The organism is Aggregatibacter actinomycetemcomitans DSM 8324, from assembly GCF_000372365.1.
GTDB lineage: Bacteria > Pseudomonadota > Gammaproteobacteria > Enterobacterales > Pasteurellaceae > Aggregatibacter > Aggregatibacter actinomycetemcomitans.
In genome coordinates, this window is record NZ_AQUU01000018.1 from 1 (window position 1) to 16,093 (window position 16,093).

General features: G+C 42.7%; 14 protein-coding genes, 4 tRNA genes and 1 pseudogene. 9 read left to right on the plus strand and 10 right to left on the minus strand.

The genetic code is table 11. From position 1 onward, the window contains the following. The first annotated feature begins 12 nt into the window (after positions 1-12). Entirely contained in the window at positions 13-237 is a 225-nt protein-coding gene (locus A3CS_RS0109575) for a hypothetical protein (protein WP_005545968.1), read from the plus strand. Between the two features lie 628 nt (positions 238-865). Next, positions 866-1,042, plus strand: coding sequence for a helix-turn-helix transcriptional regulator (locus A3CS_RS1000000111735; RefSeq protein WP_005545966.1), 177 nt, complete (start codon positions 866-868; stop codon positions 1,040-1,042). Between the two features lie 500 nt (positions 1,043-1,542). Here the strand turns inward: A3CS_RS1000000111735 and A3CS_RS0109590 are convergent, their stop codons facing one another. Beyond that, positions 1,543-2,493 (minus strand): DUF7689 domain-containing protein, encoded by a 951-nt coding sequence (locus A3CS_RS0109590; protein ID WP_005545964.1) that lies wholly within the window; start codon positions 2,491-2,493, stop codon positions 1,543-1,545. 193 nt (positions 2,494-2,686) lie between these two features. Further along, complete coding sequence (uraH, locus tag A3CS_RS0109595) at positions 2,687-3,100, minus strand: hydroxyisourate hydrolase (RefSeq protein WP_005539234.1); 414 nt, start codon at positions 3,098-3,100, stop codon at positions 2,687-2,689. Between the two features lie 1,174 nt (positions 3,101-4,274). On the opposite strand from uraH, the gene accA reads away from it, so the two are divergent. From accA to tilS, 3 genes are all read left to right on the plus strand, one after another. Beyond that, complete coding sequence (accA, locus tag A3CS_RS0109600) at positions 4,275-5,228, plus strand: acetyl-CoA carboxylase carboxyl transferase subunit alpha (RefSeq protein ID WP_005545962.1); 954 nt, start codon at positions 4,275-4,277, stop codon at positions 5,226-5,228. A 62-nt stretch (positions 5,229-5,290) separates the two neighbouring features. Further along, a complete protein-coding gene (gene pdxY / locus A3CS_RS0109605; protein ID WP_005545960.1) occupies positions 5,291-6,148 on the plus strand; it encodes a pyridoxal kinase PdxY in 858 nt (285 codons plus the stop codon). A 31-nt stretch (positions 6,149-6,179) separates the two neighbouring features. Then, positions 6,180-7,526, plus strand: coding sequence for a tRNA lysidine(34) synthetase TilS (gene tilS, locus A3CS_RS0109610; protein ID WP_005545959.1), 1,347 nt, complete (start codon positions 6,180-6,182; stop codon positions 7,524-7,526). Between the two features lie 27 nt (positions 7,527-7,553). Here tilS and A3CS_RS01000000111120 read toward each other — a convergent pair. Both A3CS_RS01000000111120 and A3CS_RS0109620 read right to left on the minus strand, forming a co-directional pair. Continuing rightward, a pseudogene (locus A3CS_RS01000000111120) lies at positions 7,554-8,574 on the minus strand (solute carrier family 23 protein). 124 nt (positions 8,575-8,698) lie between these two features. Next, the gene (locus A3CS_RS0109620; RefSeq protein ID WP_005539248.1) at positions 8,699-9,085 is read right to left on the minus strand and encodes a DUF805 domain-containing protein; all 387 of its coding nucleotides are present in this window, start codon (positions 9,083-9,085) and stop codon (positions 8,699-8,701) included. 193 nt (positions 9,086-9,278) lie between these two features. Between A3CS_RS0109620 and galE the strand changes: the two genes are divergently transcribed. The 4 genes from galE (at position 9,279) to adk (ending at position 12,715) form a co-directional block, all read left to right on the plus strand. Next, positions 9,279-10,295: a UDP-glucose 4-epimerase GalE gene (gene galE, locus A3CS_RS0109625; RefSeq protein WP_019518444.1), complete on the plus strand. Its 1,017-nt coding sequence runs from the start codon at positions 9,279-9,281 to the stop codon at positions 10,293-10,295. A gap of 5 nt (positions 10,296-10,300) precedes the next feature. After that, positions 10,301-10,642: a hydrogenase maturation nickel metallochaperone HypA gene (gene hypA, locus A3CS_RS0109630; RefSeq protein WP_019518445.1), complete on the plus strand. Its 342-nt coding sequence runs from the start codon at positions 10,301-10,303 to the stop codon at positions 10,640-10,642. Between the two features lie 6 nt (positions 10,643-10,648). Next, positions 10,649-11,938: an MFS transporter gene (locus tag A3CS_RS0109635; RefSeq protein WP_005539255.1), complete on the plus strand. Its 1,290-nt coding sequence runs from the start codon at positions 10,649-10,651 to the stop codon at positions 11,936-11,938. Between the two features lie 132 nt (positions 11,939-12,070). Continuing rightward, positions 12,071-12,715 (plus strand): adenylate kinase, encoded by a 645-nt coding sequence (gene adk / locus A3CS_RS0109640; protein ID WP_005545951.1) that lies wholly within the window; start codon positions 12,071-12,073, stop codon positions 12,713-12,715. Positions 12,716-12,832: 117 nt separating this feature from the next. Here the strand turns inward: adk and A3CS_RS0109645 are convergent. The 6 genes from A3CS_RS0109645 to hemA all read right to left on the minus strand — a co-directional run bounded on the left by A3CS_RS0109645 (position 12,833) and on the right by hemA (position 16,041). Further along, positions 12,833-12,907 (minus strand) — tRNA-Gln (locus A3CS_RS0109645). Between the two features lie 37 nt (positions 12,908-12,944). Then, positions 12,945-13,019, minus strand: a tRNA-Gln gene (locus A3CS_RS0109650). Positions 13,020-13,048: 29 nt separating this feature from the next. Next, positions 13,049-13,133 (minus strand) — tRNA-Leu (locus A3CS_RS0109655). A 5-nt stretch (positions 13,134-13,138) separates the two neighbouring features. Further along, a tRNA-Met gene (locus tag A3CS_RS0109660) sits at positions 13,139-13,215 on the minus strand. Positions 13,216-13,451: 236 nt separating this feature from the next. Beyond that, positions 13,452-14,675, minus strand: coding sequence for an ROK family transcriptional regulator (locus A3CS_RS0109665; protein ID WP_005545949.1), 1,224 nt, complete (start codon positions 14,673-14,675; stop codon positions 13,452-13,454). Between the two features lie 61 nt (positions 14,676-14,736). Then, positions 14,737-16,041 (minus strand): glutamyl-tRNA reductase, encoded by a 1,305-nt coding sequence (gene hemA, locus A3CS_RS0109670; protein WP_019518446.1) that lies wholly within the window; start codon positions 16,039-16,041, stop codon positions 14,737-14,739. Positions 16,042-16,093 lie beyond the last annotated feature (52 nt).

The following is a 16,093-nucleotide window of genomic DNA, read 5'->3' on the forward strand; positions in this document are numbered from 1 at the left end:
CGGAGTAAGCCAATGTGGAACATCGCTAAACGCCCTTTTGAGAAAGAAACCTTAGATGATTGGGCGAAACTTTCGGTAGATGTGGCAAAAGTTGCAATTTTGGCTATTCCTGTTATTCTTTATGGCAAAGATCCAATCCTCATAAAATTGCTAAACAGCATTCTGCTTTGCTTGGGGATTTATGGTGGTCTGTTCGCAGGTCGCAAATTCAGAAAAATGAAAGAGGAGGTGCAATAATGGGCTTAACATTCGGGTTAGCAGTATTTGCAGCTGTAATGATAGGTTGGGCATACTTCGCTAACCAAGCAGCAAAACACTAAATTTTCAAAATCCCACTTTACAACGTGGGATTTTTTATTTGACACCCACCGCTCAATTCAGTAAACTAACCCCACTTTCAACAGAAAGTCGGGATTGGCGTCCTGAATAACACGGCGGTTAGAAATTATAGTCGCCTAAATGGCGATTTTTTTATAGCCGAAAATCAGCAAATCAAACCCTTTAAAGGGGTACATCAATTTGATACCCCCCTTTCAAAAGTAGTCAATGATGAACTGGTTGAGGGATCGAAAGATCGCCGTTTACACCGTGTTACGGTACGCCAACCTTGATCAGTTCATCACCAGTAATTGGCGTTACTCGTGATGAAGTTTTAAAACTTAAACACGGAGACAGTCAGAATGACTACATTAACTTTTCAAAGCACAACTCTTTCGGCTATTCATCAAAACAATCAAATTTGGCTAACGGTTAAGCGTTAGAAATAGTTCAGTATTGGATCAAATATAAAGATGTAAAACCGGAACAGTTAAAAATCGTTGAAGTGCCGGATATTTTAAAAAAATAAAGATGGAGAAGAAGCATAATGGAACAACCAAAACTATTAAGTAAAGCTAAGGTGATTGAAGTCACCAGCTTGAGCGACACAACAATTTGGCGTATGATGAGACAAGGTAAATTCCCCAAAAGTGTTAAAGCGTCCATGGGGCGTGTAGCGTGGAGAAAATCTGATATTGATACTTGGCTTGCTGAACGTTCTTGATGGCATTTTCTTCCAAAGACGGTAAAAATGACGGTATAGAATAAACAATATCAATTTTATTCATTGATAAATCATTGCATTATGTCGCCGATAAATAATCGAGTGGAATACTTCCCCATTTCATATAATTTTCTGTTTATTTAAATTCGTTTTATATAATTACCGCTCTTACGTAATTAGCATACCCAAGTAGGGCACTTTAGCATCAAATGTACAACATCGTTCAACACACGATCTATATCAGGTTTTTACTCCAGTGCCATCAGATATCTAAGGTTCTAACACCTAAAAATTTTTTATAAGCGAACAATCTTATATATCAAATTAAGCTTCTATCGTTAGCAGGGTACCACTTCATTCTGAATTGATGCATTTTTTCACTTATATTTACAACTACCTTCCTAGTGAAGCAAGCTAATTCACGTAGCTACTAGGACTAATTTAAGCAGCCTTTTCCCTTAAAATAAAAACTGACTAACTCTGGCTAATTAAAAATAAAACTAAAGCGAAGAGATATATTTTTTAACTGTCAAGTGAGCTCGCCCTTTTTCCCCTTCTAACAGGTGAAAATTATCATCATATTCAACAACCAAACTTTTATTTGCTTGTAATTCATCATAAAGCTGTAACGCAAAGAAATCATTTTTAAAAAACAGAAGCCTCAAAACAATGAGTGGTAAGATATCACTGTTTTTACCCAGTTTAACTAATTCTTGATATTCGTTAGATAATTTAAAAGTTGTAGGATTTGAACTGAACGTAGCCAATACATCAGACGAATCATCCCAAGTTTCTTTCCAAAACTCATACTTATTATCAAAGCTATCAATAAGCGCCTTAGGTAACATTACTAACTTTCTATTAAGCTTTATAGCCTCGTCATAGGTAACAGGACGTCTTTCTTTTATTAAGCGTAGCCTTGTTTGTAATAAATCTTGAGTAGTGCTTTTCTTATAATAAGCAACGCGCCTACCGTAACTATTACCTTGTAAATCATTTGGATCATGCTTCATTCTAATAAACTTACCCAATTTTGATTCCCATTGTCCTTGATAATCTGGATAAGTTACAGAAGCATGTGTCATATATAATTTACCTTCAGGTGTAGTATTTCCCCAGGCGGTAATATGCGCTTCTTTGTCGCTAGCTGCCCGAACAAATCCCATTTTTTCGTAAAACTTATCAAAATCTTCAAGCGTTGTATCTTTATCCGTCGTATATGCGTGAAATTCAGGCCACAACCAGTCATCAGTTATACCCAGAGTCCAAGCAACACAATTATAACATTCAGTACTAATGCTAGTAGCTTTAGCCGTGGATAAGTTAAGGTTTGGAAAGAAACCTTTATAGATAATACGCTCACTTTCATCTAGAGGTCTAGAAAATGTCGGAATATTCTTACAATCATTTTCTAAAAGCCCTGACAAATACATAATGTCACGTGATTTCATACAATCTCCTTTAATTGTAAAAATTACTTTATCTACCTAAATCTTTCTTTCGCTAGTACTATTCATAAGTCATAACATAATACTACATACCTAAATATTAGCTCGACACCAGCCAGCCAGTCTAGCAATGACACTGTGAAGGAAAATCTAAAAAACGCCTAATTAGGCGTTTTTTCTTTACCTAAGAACAAGCTCAGCTACCTCTATATGTAGAGTAACCATAAGGAGACAGTGTAATCGGCACATGATAATGCGCATTATCCTTTAATTCGAAAGGTACTTCAATAAATGGGTAAAAACTCTTCGTATATAATTGTTCGAGATATTGCTTTACCTGAAACTTTAGTTTATAGATACCTTTATTATCTTTTCCGTCCTGAAGCGGCAATAATCCTTTAACTCTACCATTTCCATCTGTGACAGTTTTTGCCACCTGCACCCAATCCTCAGTTTTTTCATTGAATTTATACAACTCAATTCCAACATTCGGTGCAGGCACTCCTTTATTAATGTCTAAAATATGCGTACTCAACTGGTATGTTGTAGCAAAACTACTTGATACAACAAACATCATTGCTAGCCCAGCTACTTTACTCTTTAAATTCATTCAATCCTCCGTGTATAATTTTAAAACAAGGTTTTAGGTTAGACTTTTATTTCACATTTTAATTCCCATTATAAATGTGATCTAGTTCACAAATCTAACAAATAATTAAAATTTATTTTAAAATTGACTTAGTCTACTCACTGAATAAAATACACAATACAGAATTTATTCAGATAAAACAGCGCTATAGAAAAAAGAAATTTATAAAAAAATACGATTTCCCTGTTCATTTCAAAATCAAAGATGGACTTTATTAGACATAGGATTAGTGTAAAGTATAAATCTTTCTTAGCTAAAATTGTATATTATCATACTAATTCTGCTATTACTTACCGTAACCAAATTGGTTATTTAAGTCGCTCATACAATAATGACGTACTGCGCCTATCCATTGGCTTTAAATAATCTTCGCCAAAATTCATCAACGGCTTTACTACCTGAAATCCTACAGGGATAGGAATAAGATAAAAATGACCTTTCGAAAACGTAAAGAGTCAGTTGACTTGAAAGAAGTAAGCAATGCGTTACCCTCTTACTGCCAGCCCTAATTTTTCAGAATTAAAATAAATGGATCTTTTTTAGAAAATTTTCCTAGAATGCTTTGAAAATCATAAGGCATAGCCCACCTAGCATTTCTAGCTAAAAACCGTTCGCTAGTAAAAACCTAAATTTACTAGCCTAAGATATTGAAAACCTATTAACAAGGAAGAAGTATAATTAAAAGAAAGGTGGTGAACTAAGCAGAATTGGTCTTAACAGTAAGCGGTTTACTGCGTCGCATCCCTGCGGACTTCTACCTAGTCCACCATTGACAGATGATGCCTTGTAGTGTGCGACATAAAACTCATACTAAAAGCGTTTTATATCTTCAGCCGCTTATTTCAGGAGAACAATCCTGACTTTCAAATATCTTACTTAGAAAGTAACTGCATAATAAAATCGTTTTAGCAGACTGTCAATCAATACTGCAAGATATGTTGACTAATTTCTTCATCGAAAATTTATTCAGTGATAACAACAAATTACTGTAATTACAGAGTGTTAGCCGGTGTAATCGGATTAATTTTTTATGGTATTTGTGAAAAAAATACATAAAATAACCCGTCAGATTGCGCCCACACTAAAATCTTGTTAAAGTGCGGTGCAAGTTTTTCACAAAACCAGGAACAACCAAATGAGTCAAGAATACTTAGATTTTGAATTACCTATTGCCGAACTTGAAGCGAAAATCGAATCATTACGCTCCGTCTTGGATCAGGATAACGACATTAATCTTGATGATGAAATTGCCCGTTTACAGAAAAAAAGCATGGAACTCACCGAAAAAACCTTTGCAAATTTAGATGCGTGGCAAGTGTCCAAAATGTCCCGTCACCCGAATCGTCCTTACACTCTTGACTATATCGAACATATTTTCACCGATTTTGACGAACTTGCCGGCGATCGTGCTTTTGCCGATGATAAAGCCATTATCGGTGGTTTAGCCCGTTTAGACGGCAGACCGGTGATGGTTATCGGTCACCAAAAAGGTCGCACGGTAAAAGAAAAAGTAAAACGCAACTTCGGTATGCCGGCACCGGAAGGCTATCGCAAAGCATTACGCCTCATGCAAATGGCGGAACGTTTCAAACTTCCAATCATTACTTTCATCGACACCCCAGGGGCTTATCCTGGCGTAGGTGCGGAAGAACGCGGACAATCGGAAGCTATCGCCCGCAACTTACGTGAAATGTCCACCTTAAAAGTACCTGTCATTTGTACCGTTATCGGTGAAGGCGGTTCTGGCGGCGCGTTGGCCATCGGTGTCGGTGATAAAGTGAATATGCTGCAATATTCCACCTATTCCGTTATTTCGCCGGAAGGTTGCGCTTCTATCTTATGGAAAAGCGCCGACAAAGCCTCTACCGCATCGGAAGTCATGGGCTTAACCGCAAAGCGTTTAAAAGAACTCGGTTTGATTGACAACATCGTATCTGAGCCGCTTGGTGGCGCCCATCGTAATTATGAAAAAATAGCGCAAAACCTGAAAAAACGGCTCTTGTCCGACTTAGCGGATTTAGACGTATTAGATGCAGAACAGTTATTGGAGCGTCGTTATCAGCGCTTAATGAGTTACGGCTATGTTTAAAATATCATTATAAAAACCGTATTTGCTGTATTTAAAAAGGATTTTAAAAGGAGAAAATAAAAATGAAAAATGTACTTTCAATTCAGTCTCATGTGGTTTATGGCTACGCCGGCAACAAGTCGGCAACCTTCCCGATGCAATTGCTCGGTATTGATGTTTGGGCATTAAATACCGTGCAATTTTCCAATCACACCCAATATGGCAAATGGACGGGCATTATCATTCCCAAAGAACAAATCGGCGAAATCGTGCGTGGCATTGAACAAATTCAAGCGTTGCACAAATGTGATGCCGTGGTCTCCGGCTATTTAGGTTCTTCCGAGCAAATCGATGAAATCGTCAACGCCGTTCATAAAATCAAAGCCATCAATCCAAACGCCTTATATTTATGCGATCCTGTGATGGGCCATCCTGACAAAGGCTGTATCGTCGCCGATGGTGTGCGTGAAGGGTTGATTAATATTGTATCGGAAGCAGATATTATTACACCGAATCTGGTGGAACTGCGTGAATTAAGCGGTTTACCGGTAGAAAATTTTGAACAGGCATTGACTGCCGTGAAAGCCATTTTGGCAAAAGGGCCGAAAAAAGTATTGGTGAAACATTTAAGCAAAGTGGGCAAAAACGCCGGTCAATTTGAAATGTTACTTGCCACCGAACAAGGCATTTGGCATTTATCCCGTCCATTACATCCGTTCGACCGCGAACCCGTTGGCGTGGGTGATTTAACCGCCGGCTTATTCTTAGCCAATTTACTCAACGGCAAATCCGATGTGGAGGCTTTTGAACACATGGCAAACGCAGTCAACGATGTGATGCAAACCACCCTGGAACGTGGCGAATACGAATTACAAATCATCTCCGCCCGCGATCTTATCATCAACCCGCGCAGCCAATATAAAGCACAAAAAATCGCTTAATCTGCCACTTCCTCCCGCTTAGCGGGAGGCTATGTTATCCGCTATGCTTCTCGAACAATTCTCACAGCAGTTACAACGGCACGCACCAAATCAAAAGCAATTTCTCATTGGATTTAGCGGTGGCTTGGACTCTACCGCCCTCCTCGCCTTATTTGCCAAACACCGGGAAAATCGACCGCGCTTTCAGTTGCGCGCTATTCACATTCACCATGGCTTAAGCCCTAATGCCGATGCCTGGGCGGCACATTGCCAAAAAATTTGCCGACATTTGAATATTCCGTTGCTGATTCAGCCGGTTAAAGTGCGTTTGCAAAACGGCATTGAAGCGGGTGCCCGTGAGACGCGTTATGAAGCCATCGCACAACATATTTTGCCCGAAGAATGGCTAGCCACGGCGCACCATCAGCAAGATCAAACGGAAACTTTTTTTCTTGCGCTCAAACGCGGTAGCGGTTTGCAGGGGTTAGGTGCAATGCAAGCTAACAGCATCGTTTACGGCGTACCGATTTTTCGCCCGCTATTGAATTTTAGCCGTCAGCAACTGATGGCATTCGTGCAACAGCAACAGCTGACTTGGGTTGAAGACGAAAGTAACGAAGACAATCAATACGACCGCAATTTTCTGCGCAATGTGGTGTTGCCTGAATTTCGCCAACGCTGGGCGCATTTTGATTCCGCGGTGCAACGTTCGGCACAACATTGTTATGAGCAACAACAACTGCTCAATGAACTGCTGGCGGAGGAATACCAAAAAAACGTCGTGGAAAATGACCGCACTTTCAAGGTGCACGACTTCGCCACCTATTCTCCGGCGAAACAACGGGCGTTGCTGCGTTTATGGTTGCAGGAACAGGGTGTGATGATGCCCTCATTGGCACAACTGGAGCAGCTCATTTCCGATGTCATTTTCGCCAAAAGCGATGCGCAGCCGCAGTTTCGTTTGGAGGATAAGATCCTTCGCCGTCATCAAAACCGATTGTTTCTCACGCCGGTATTTACGGATATTTCACCAGTCTGTTTGGAAGCCAAATTTGACGACCCCATGAATTTGCCGGACAACTTGGGCACGTTAAGCCTGCAAAAAACGTCGGAAAAAATGACCGCACTTTGGCGCGATGAAAACGGGCGGGAATATAAAGAAACCCTCGGTTTACCGTTAACGGGAACGAAAGTTTGGATCCGTTTCGGTTATTCGGGCAAGGTGAAATTAACACAACAAGGCGCGAATCAGGACATAAAAAAAATATGGCAAGGTTTAAACGTGCCACCTTGGCAGCGGCAACGGATTCCGCTGATTTTCTACGGCGATGCGCTACAAAGTGCGGTGGGTTTTTTCCGCGTTTTTCAACATGAATCCAAACAAAAAAGCGCATATTGATGCGCCTTTGCTATTTTAGCCGTCGGATTAAATCGCCCAACCGCAAGCGTAAAACGCCACCAAGACCGTAGCAATCACCACCGTGCCAATATTTAAGCGTTTTAAATCACCGCTCACTACACGTCCGATAACCAATGCCGCGAAGCCGAGCATAATACCAGTAACGATGTTGGCGGTTACCGCCATTGATGATTTGACCGTCTTTGTCCAATAAATTCGCTTGTCCGGCAACAGCGCGAATGGTGCCTGTAGCATCGAATACCGCCGTCATCACAAGGGCGAACACCACCGGTAAAATCGCCGGTTGCAATGCACCAAGCACATCTAATTTCAAGAACAGGGATTCATCGCCGAAACTTGGCATTTTGAACATTTGACCGTTGAAAGTTACGTTCGGGTCAAAAATTAAACCGATGATGGTAATGGCGATAATTACCCATAAAATACCGCCTTTCACCTGCTTTTTTTCCAAACCCACTATTAATGCCAAACCGATTAAGGACATCATCACTGGAAAGGAGGTAAATTCACCGAGTTTCACCGGCAAGCCGGCTTGATTGCCGACCACTAAACCGACGCCATTCGCCGCGATTAACAGCAGGAACAAACCGATACCGATGCCGGCGCCGTGGGCAATGCCTACCGGCAAATTGCGTAAAATCCAAGCACGAATGCCGGTGGCGGAAATCAACGTAAAGAAAACGCCCATTAAGAAGACCGCACCTAACGCCACGGGAATGCTGACTTTTTGCCCGATAACCAAACTGAAGGCGGTAAATGCGGTAAGGGAAATCGCACAACCGATCGCCATAGGCGCGTTTGCCCAAAAGCCAATTAAAATGGAGCCGAGACCGGCAACCAAACAGGTGGCGATAAAAACCGATTCCGCCGGGAAACCCGCCGTACTTAACATATTCGGCACCACGATAACGGAATACACCATGGCCAAGAACGTGGTTAAACCGGCGATGATTTCTTTACGCACGGTGGAACCGCGTTTAATCAACTCAAAGTGTTGTTCTAAAGCAGCTGATTGAAAAGATGACATTGAAAATTACCTTTGATGATAGAAGAAAAAATAAGGGCGACATTTTCCCGAAAACATTGGAGAAGTAAACGTTTGCGCAAACTACCACATAAAAGGGCTAACCTTTCGATTAACCCTATTAGCATTAACTGATAAGACGGCTTTTTTCTGAAACCTCGTTGGAAACGGTGCTTTCCTTAGGATTGTCACCAAAACGATTTGTACCCGGTTGGCTGTCAAAACACATAAAGACGAGCAGAACGATAGAACCAATAAGCGGAATAAAAGAAATTAAAATCCACCATCCGCTACGATCCGTATCGTGCAAGCGACGCACTGTTACCGCAATATAAGGGATAATAACACCAACACCGTAAACAAATTGAAAAATAGGCATTTGAATAACGGCATCAATCAACATACATACGAAAGTAGCAATCAAATTGAACAACACAAACATCCAATATTCTTTACGTCTGGCTCTGCCACTAAAGCTGGCATAATTTTTTAATACATGTAAATACCAATTCATTTTTTAGGCTCCTTATTATAATAAGTGAAAGGGAGCTGAATTTTATTCATTCTGAATAAAATAAGCAATGACTCTATGTTGATTTAACGTATAAATCCGCTCATTGGAGCTAAACACCATTGCCGTGATTTTGCTTCACCGCTAAAAAGGGCTATACTAGCCCGCAGTTATTTTATTCAAAAGGAAAGAAATTATGACCATTTTAGTCACCGGCGGTGCCGGTTATATCGGTTCGCACACTGTCGTGGAATTATTAAATGCAGGCAAAGAGGTAGTGGTTTTAGACAATCTTTGCAACGCCTCACCAAAGTCCTTAGAACGCGTTGAACAAATCACCGGTAAGAAAGTGAAATTCTATCTGGGAGATGTATTGGATCGCACATTATTACAGCAAATCTTCGCCGAAAATAAGATTGACTCGGTGATTCACTTTGCCGGGTTAAAAGCCGTGGGAGAAAGCGTACAAAAACCGGCGGAATATTATTTGAATAACATCACCGGTTCCTTGGTATTGGTACAGGAAATGAAAAAAGCCGGTGTGTGGAATTTCGTATTCAGCTCCTCTGCTACGGTTTACGGCGATCCAAAAGTAATCCCGATTACCGAAGATTGCGAAGTAGGCGGCGGCACCAATCCATACGGCACTTCCAAATACATGGTGGAACAAATCCTGCACGATATTGCCAAGGCAGAAACGAAATTCAGCATGACGATTTTGCGCTACTTCAACCCGGTAGGTGCGCACGCCAGCAGTTTAATGGGGGAAGATCCGAACGGGATCCCGAACAATTTGTTACCTTACATCAGCCAAGTCGCCATCGGCAAGCTACCACAGCTTTCCGTGTTCGGTAGCGACTATGATACGCACGACGGCACCGGGGTGCGCGATTATATCCACGTGGTGGATTTGGCTATCGGTCACGTTAAAGCCTTGGCACGCCATCAAGATGATGCCGGATTGCATATTTATAACTTGGGAACCGGTGTGGGCTATTCCGTGCTGGATATGGTGAAAGCCTTTGAGCAGGCAAATGACATTCGGATCCCATATAAATTGGTGGATCGCCGTCCCGGCGATATTGCCACTTGCTATTCCGATCCAAGCCTTGCTGCCAAAGAATTAAACTGGAAAGCGGAACGCGGCTTGGCAGAAATGATGAAAGACACGTGGAACTGGCAAAAAAATAACCCGAAAGGTTATCGGGATTAATTGCTATGCACGAATTATCGTTGTGTCAAAACATCATTGCAATTGTTGAGCAACAATGCCAACAACACAACGTCAACAAAGTCACTGACCTCTGGCTTGAGGTCGGTGCCCTTTCCTGTATTGAACCTGGCGCCTTGGAATTTGGCTTTGAAATGGCATCCAAAGGCACGCCTGCCGAAAATTGCAAGCTCCACTTAATCCCGATTCCCGCCAAAGCCTGGTGTTGGGATTGCAAAACATTCGTTGAAATTCAAGCCAATAACAGCACTTGCCCGAATTGCGGCAGCGTGCATTTGCAACGCCAAAGTGGTGATGAATTACGAATTAAAGAAATTTCCGTTGAATGATTTATTATGCCTCAAATTCCCCCTTCCTTAGTCCGACAAATTTTCAGCCGCAATATGCTGATTTGCGTATTTACCGGATTTAGTTCGGGTCTGCCCTTATTCGTTTTATTACAAATGTTGCCCATATGGCTGACGGACAAAGGGCTTTCTATTGAACTTATCGGTGCAGTGACCGGCGTCACTCTGCCCTACGGTTTAAAATTTTTATGGGCGCCCCTGCTGGATCGCTACTTTCCCGGTTTTCTCGGGCGACGACGCAGTTGGTTACTGATCACACAAGTCATTTTGCTTATTTTGCTTTATGCCATTAGCCAATTTAATCCGCGTACGCAGCTGAGCATTGTGGCAAATATCGCCTTCCTTATTGCTTTTTTTTCGGCTACGCAGGACATTGTGCTTGATGCTTACCGTCGTGAAATTTTAAGCGACAGCGAACTGGGGTTAGGCAACACCATTCACATAAATGCTTATCGTGTGGCGGGCTTGATTCCCGGCGGGCTTTCCCTTTACCTCGCCACCCTTTACCCCTGGGAAACGGTTTTTTTATGGACCGCACTTTGTATGCTGTTCGGCTTGTTTATGACCTTGTTTCTCGCCAAAGAACCACAAATTACCATCGTAAACCGCGATCAACCGGCTTATCTTGCCTTTTGGGTTCCGCTCCAAGAATTTTTCCAACGTAAAGGCGTTATACAGGCATTGGGCTTTTTGCTCTTTCTGTTTTTATATAAATTCGGGGATTCCTTCGCCACCACGCTACAAACCAAATTTATTTATGACATAGGATTCAGCAAAGAGGATATTGCCCTAGTTGTCAAAAGCACTTCCCTCTGGGCAAGTATTTCCGCTGGTCTCGCGGGTGGCGTGATTATGATTCGACTCGGCATTAATCGCGCCTTATGGGTCTTCGGTTTCGTACAATTAATCACCATCGGCGGATTCGTTTGGCTTGCCGCTTTTGGGCATTTTGCACAGATTACCTCCGCCGAACTCTGGAAACTCGGCATTGTGATTGCTGCCGAATATATCGGCGTCGGTCTAGGCACCGCCGCTTTTGTGGCGTTTATGGCACGGGAAACTAACCCGCTTTACACCGCCACCCAACTCGCCTTATTTACCAGCCTGTCTGCATTGCCAAGCAAAGGGTTCGGAATACTCTCGGGCTATTTGGTCAAAGCCGTCGGTTATTATGACTTTTTCTGGATTTGTTTATTGCTCGCCGTACCGGGTATGCTTTGCCTGTTTTGGGTCGCCCCATGGAACGAAAAAACGGTAGCGGCAAAATCCGACAATTGACATTTTCAGGGAATTAGGCAACCATACGCGACGATTTACTAAAACATCTTCAAAATCCACCGCACTTCTCATCAATAAACCAAAAAGTGCGGTGGTTTTTTCAAGCGTTTTTATTGACATAAAGAGGACAACATGAAAATTATTCTATTAGGTGCACCAGGCGCAGGAAAAGGTACACAAGCCCAATTTATTATGAACAAATTTGCTATTCCGCAAATCTCCACCGGCGATATGTTACGCTCCGCCATTAAAACGGGTACCGAATTAGGCAAACAAGCCAAAACCTTAATGGACGCCGGTCAATTAGTGCCTGACGATTTAATCATTTCGTTAGTTAAAGAACGTGTTGCCCAACCTGACTGCGCAAAAGGCTTCTTACTGGACGGCTTCCCGCGCACCATTCCACAAGCGGACGCACTAAAATCTGCCGGTATCGCCATTGATTATGTGTTGGAATTTGATGTGCCGGATGAAGTGATTGTAGAACGCATGAGCGGTCGCCGCGTACACCAACCGTCCGGTCGTTCTTACCACATCGTTTACAATCCGCCGAAAACAGAAGGCAAAGATGATGTTACAGGTGAAGATTTAATTATTCGTGCCGATGACAAACCGGAAACCGTGTTAGATCGTTTAAAAGTGTATCACACCACCACCAAACCGTTGGTTGACTACTACCAAGCTGAAGCAAAAGCAGGCAATGTGCAATATTTCCGCTTAGACGGTACACAAAAAGTGGAAGCTGTGAGCAAGGAATTAGATAAAATCTTGGCTTAATATCCCTTAACAAGAAGAAAAAGCTATTCTGAAGCTAGGAATGGCTTCTTTATTTATCCGAATACAACTCAAAGGAGAAGTACAAGATAATAATTTTACGTAGAAATAAGAGAAAAGTGGCTGGGGTACTAGGATTCGAACCTAGGAATGCCGAGATCAAAACCCGGTGCCTTACCGCTTGGCGATACCCCAATAAATTGTATAGTGGAAGCAGAAAATTGGAATAGTATGGCTGGGGTACTAGGATTCGAACCTAGGAGTGCCGAGATCAAAACCCGGTGCCTTACCGCTTGGCGATACCCCAACAACTATATTGACTATCAACAAAATGAATGGTGCGGGACGAGGGACTTGAACCCACACACCTCGCGGCGCCGGAACCTAAATCCGGTGCGTCTACCAATTTCGCCAGTCCCGCAAATATGGTGGCTATGACGGGATTCGAACCTGTGACCCCAACATTATGAGTGTTGTGCTCTAACCAACTGAGCTACATAGCCATTTCTTTGCAACCATCTCATTGACTTTGCGGGGCGTATTATGCGGATATTGCCTTTACTCGTCAACCATTTTTTTCGGAAAACAAATAAAATTAAGATATTCGGATATAGATTAAACAAATCGCCTTAATTTTATTCACAAGTCCCTACAAACTTGCTCATTCCCTTGGCGCCATTGGCAAACCAACATTTAAAAAACACTATTTTTTATCACCGCACTTTAAGGCTGTAAACGCTTATTCTTCAATTAAACGACGCAATAAACTGCCGTCAAATAACGCCCTTTTAATTAACGCAAAGGCGCCTATTACATCTTCATTGCTTAATTCCGATGTAACCAATGGCGTATTTTGTACAAATGCAGGCAATGCATGGCTTTCCAATGTACGACGAATTGCCGCGAATAATACATTCTTCGCTTGCGTAATTTCGCCGGAAATCACGATTTTTTCCGGATTAAACATATTTACGCTCATCGCCAATACCCGCCCGATTTGTACGCCGACATGTTCAATGAGTTCTGTCGCCACCGCGTCCTGCTTATTACTGGCTTTGCAAATAGCTTCAATATCATGGGCTTCTAACGAAAGCCATTTGCTTTGATAACCGTCTTCCAGCAATTCCGACATTTTGTTTTCAATAGCTGAATTGCTCACAACAGTTTCCAAACAACCGACATTACCGCACATACAACGCTTACCCAGCGGATCCACCTGAATATGCCCGATTTCGCCTACATTATTTTTGTAACCTAAAAAGACTTCATGATTAATCACAATGCCCGCGCCAACACCGCGATGAATACGTAACAGCAAGGAATCGTAACAATCTTTGGTCACGCCGAAATAATGCTCGGCAAGCGCAAGACTGCGCACATCATGCCCGATATAGGTAGCTAAGTGAAAACGTTCGGCAATATGATTTGCCAAGTCCCAAGGCTCGCTTAAATCAAAATGCGGCACCTGTTCAATCATACCGCTTTTCATATCTACAAAGCCCGGCACGGTAATGCCGATGGCAATAAATTCACTACCCCGTGTTTGATTGGTCAGCATAAATTCAGCTAAATGCCGAAATAAAAACAGCTCGAATTCTTGCGGGACTTGGTGATTCGGCAGCGTGAACACCTCTTTTTTTAACAACTTCGCCGACAAATCCATGATCGCTAGCGTTAAATGTTCACGCCCGAGACCAATTGAAATAGAACGAAAATTTTTATATTCCGCCACAATAGAAGTGGCTCTACGACCGCCGGTGGATTCCTGTTGTTCCACTTCTTTAATTAAACCGCGGGCAAGAAGATGGCGGGTAATTTTGGTGACGCTCGCCGGGGCAAGCTGGCTAATTTCAGAAATTTGAATACGGGAAATGGGACCCTGCTGATCGATTAATTTATACACAACCGCACTATTCATTTGTTTCACTAGATCAACATTCGCGATTTGAGGATTTTCTCGCATTTTTTTCTCCCGCAAAGATAAGTTGGCTTATTTTAAAAAGAATTTGAACAATTGGAAATAGCTATTCTTCTTCCATTCCCAAGGCTTTTGAAAAGGTTTGCAAGCCGCCGGCATTGCCGCTTTTTACCATCGTTTGCATAGCCTGGGTCGGCGAATGGATTAATTTATTCATTAATTTATAACTCAATTCCTGCAACACCTGTTCGGCATTTTCCCCTTGTTGTAACGAACTCAACGCTTTTTCCAATAAATCCTGCCGGGCGTGTTCGGCATTTTCGCGATAACGTCGAATCAAATTGGAAAATTGATGTACTTTCAGCCATTCAAAGAAATCGGCACATTCCGCCCGAATAATTGCTTTTGCCTGTTCGGACGCCTGTTCCCGCTGATTCAAATTATGCTGAATGATGTTTTGCAAATCATCCACCGTGTAATGATAAACGCTGTCCAAATCCACCGCACTTTCATCAATATCGCGGGGCACGGCAATATCCACCAACAACATCGGGCGATAACCACGCGCCGTTTGCGCCCACTGAACCATGTCGCGGCTAATCAGAATGTTCGGGCTGCCGGTGGAACTGATCACAATATCCGTCTGATTTAAACCCTGCTGTAACTGTTCCAGGGAAAGGACTTGAATATTCGCCGCCGAATCCAATTTTTCCACCAACGCCTCGGCGCGCGCCAATGTACGGTTGGCGATAAATAAGTTTTTCACGCCGTGACGTAACAAATGGCGGCTCACCAGTTCAATGGTTTCACCTGCGCCCACTAATAAAATCGTCAAGTCACGCAGGGATTCAAAAATCTGACGTGCTAGGCTACAGGCGGCATAGGCAACGGACACCGCACTCTCGCCGATGTTGGTTTCGGTGCGCACCCGTTTAGCGGTAGCAAAGGTTTTTTGGAATAAACGGAATAGTTCGCCGGAAATGGTTTGCCCTTCCTGTTGATAATGCTGCTCGCTCATGTGGTAGGCTTGCTTCACCTGCCCCAAAATCTGCGGTTCGCCTAAAATCAGCGAATCCAAACCGCACGCCACTTCCATTAAATGATTCGCCGCCTGAAGATTTTCGTGAGTATAAACACAGTGCTGCAGCTCCGCCAACGCTAGTTGATGAATGTCGGCAAACCACTGCACCGCCAGTGTGATCCAGGTTTGCGTCTCTTGCGGCGGAACGCTTTTATTGTGCAGATAAACTTCCGTGCGATTACAGGTGGATAAAATCACCGCACTTTCCGCCAACTGCGTTTGTTGAATGTGACGCAAAGCAAAAGTGCGCTTTTCGTCGGAAAACGCCACCTTTTCCCGCAATGCCACGGAAGCAGTTTTGTGATTGATACCCAGAACTAAAATCGTCATAAAAAATACATGAAAAAGTCACCGCACTTTACAGTTAAGAAACGTCAAAGCG

Bases quoted from the DNA above. Each gene is read 5' to 3' on its own strand.
- A3CS_RS0109575 (WP_005545968.1), top strand. From the start codon at position 13: ATGTGGAACATCGCTAAACGCCCTTTTGAGAAAGAAACCTTAGATGAT.
- A3CS_RS1000000111735 (WP_005545966.1), top strand. From the start codon at position 866: ATGGAACAACCAAAACTATTAAGTAAAGCTAAGGTGATTGAAGTCACC.
- A3CS_RS0109590 (WP_005545964.1), bottom strand. From the start codon at position 2,493: ATGAAATCACGTGACATTATGTATTTGTCAGGGCTTTTAGAAAATGAT.
- uraH (WP_005539234.1), bottom strand. From the start codon at position 3,100: ATGAATTTAAAGAGTAAAGTAGCTGGGCTAGCAATGATGTTTGTTGTA.
- accA (WP_005545962.1), top strand. From the start codon at position 4,275: ATGAGTCAAGAATACTTAGATTTTGAATTACCTATTGCCGAACTTGAA.
- pdxY (WP_005545960.1), top strand. From the start codon at position 5,291: ATGAAAAATGTACTTTCAATTCAGTCTCATGTGGTTTATGGCTACGCC.
- tilS (WP_005545959.1), top strand. From the start codon at position 6,180: ATGTTATCCGCTATGCTTCTCGAACAATTCTCACAGCAGTTACAACGG.
- A3CS_RS0109620 (WP_005539248.1), bottom strand. From the start codon at position 9,085: ATGAATTGGTATTTACATGTATTAAAAAATTATGCCAGCTTTAGTGGC.
- galE (WP_019518444.1), top strand. From the start codon at position 9,279: ATGACCATTTTAGTCACCGGCGGTGCCGGTTATATCGGTTCGCACACT.
- hypA (WP_019518445.1), top strand. From the start codon at position 10,301: ATGCACGAATTATCGTTGTGTCAAAACATCATTGCAATTGTTGAGCAA.
- A3CS_RS0109635 (WP_005539255.1), top strand. From the start codon at position 10,649: ATGCCTCAAATTCCCCCTTCCTTAGTCCGACAAATTTTCAGCCGCAAT.
- adk (WP_005545951.1), top strand. From the start codon at position 12,071: ATGAAAATTATTCTATTAGGTGCACCAGGCGCAGGAAAAGGTACACAA.
- A3CS_RS0109665 (WP_005545949.1), bottom strand. From the start codon at position 14,675: ATGCGAGAAAATCCTCAAATCGCGAATGTTGATCTAGTGAAACAAATG.
- hemA (WP_019518446.1), bottom strand. From the start codon at position 16,041: ATGACGATTTTAGTTCTGGGTATCAATCACAAAACTGCTTCCGTGGCA.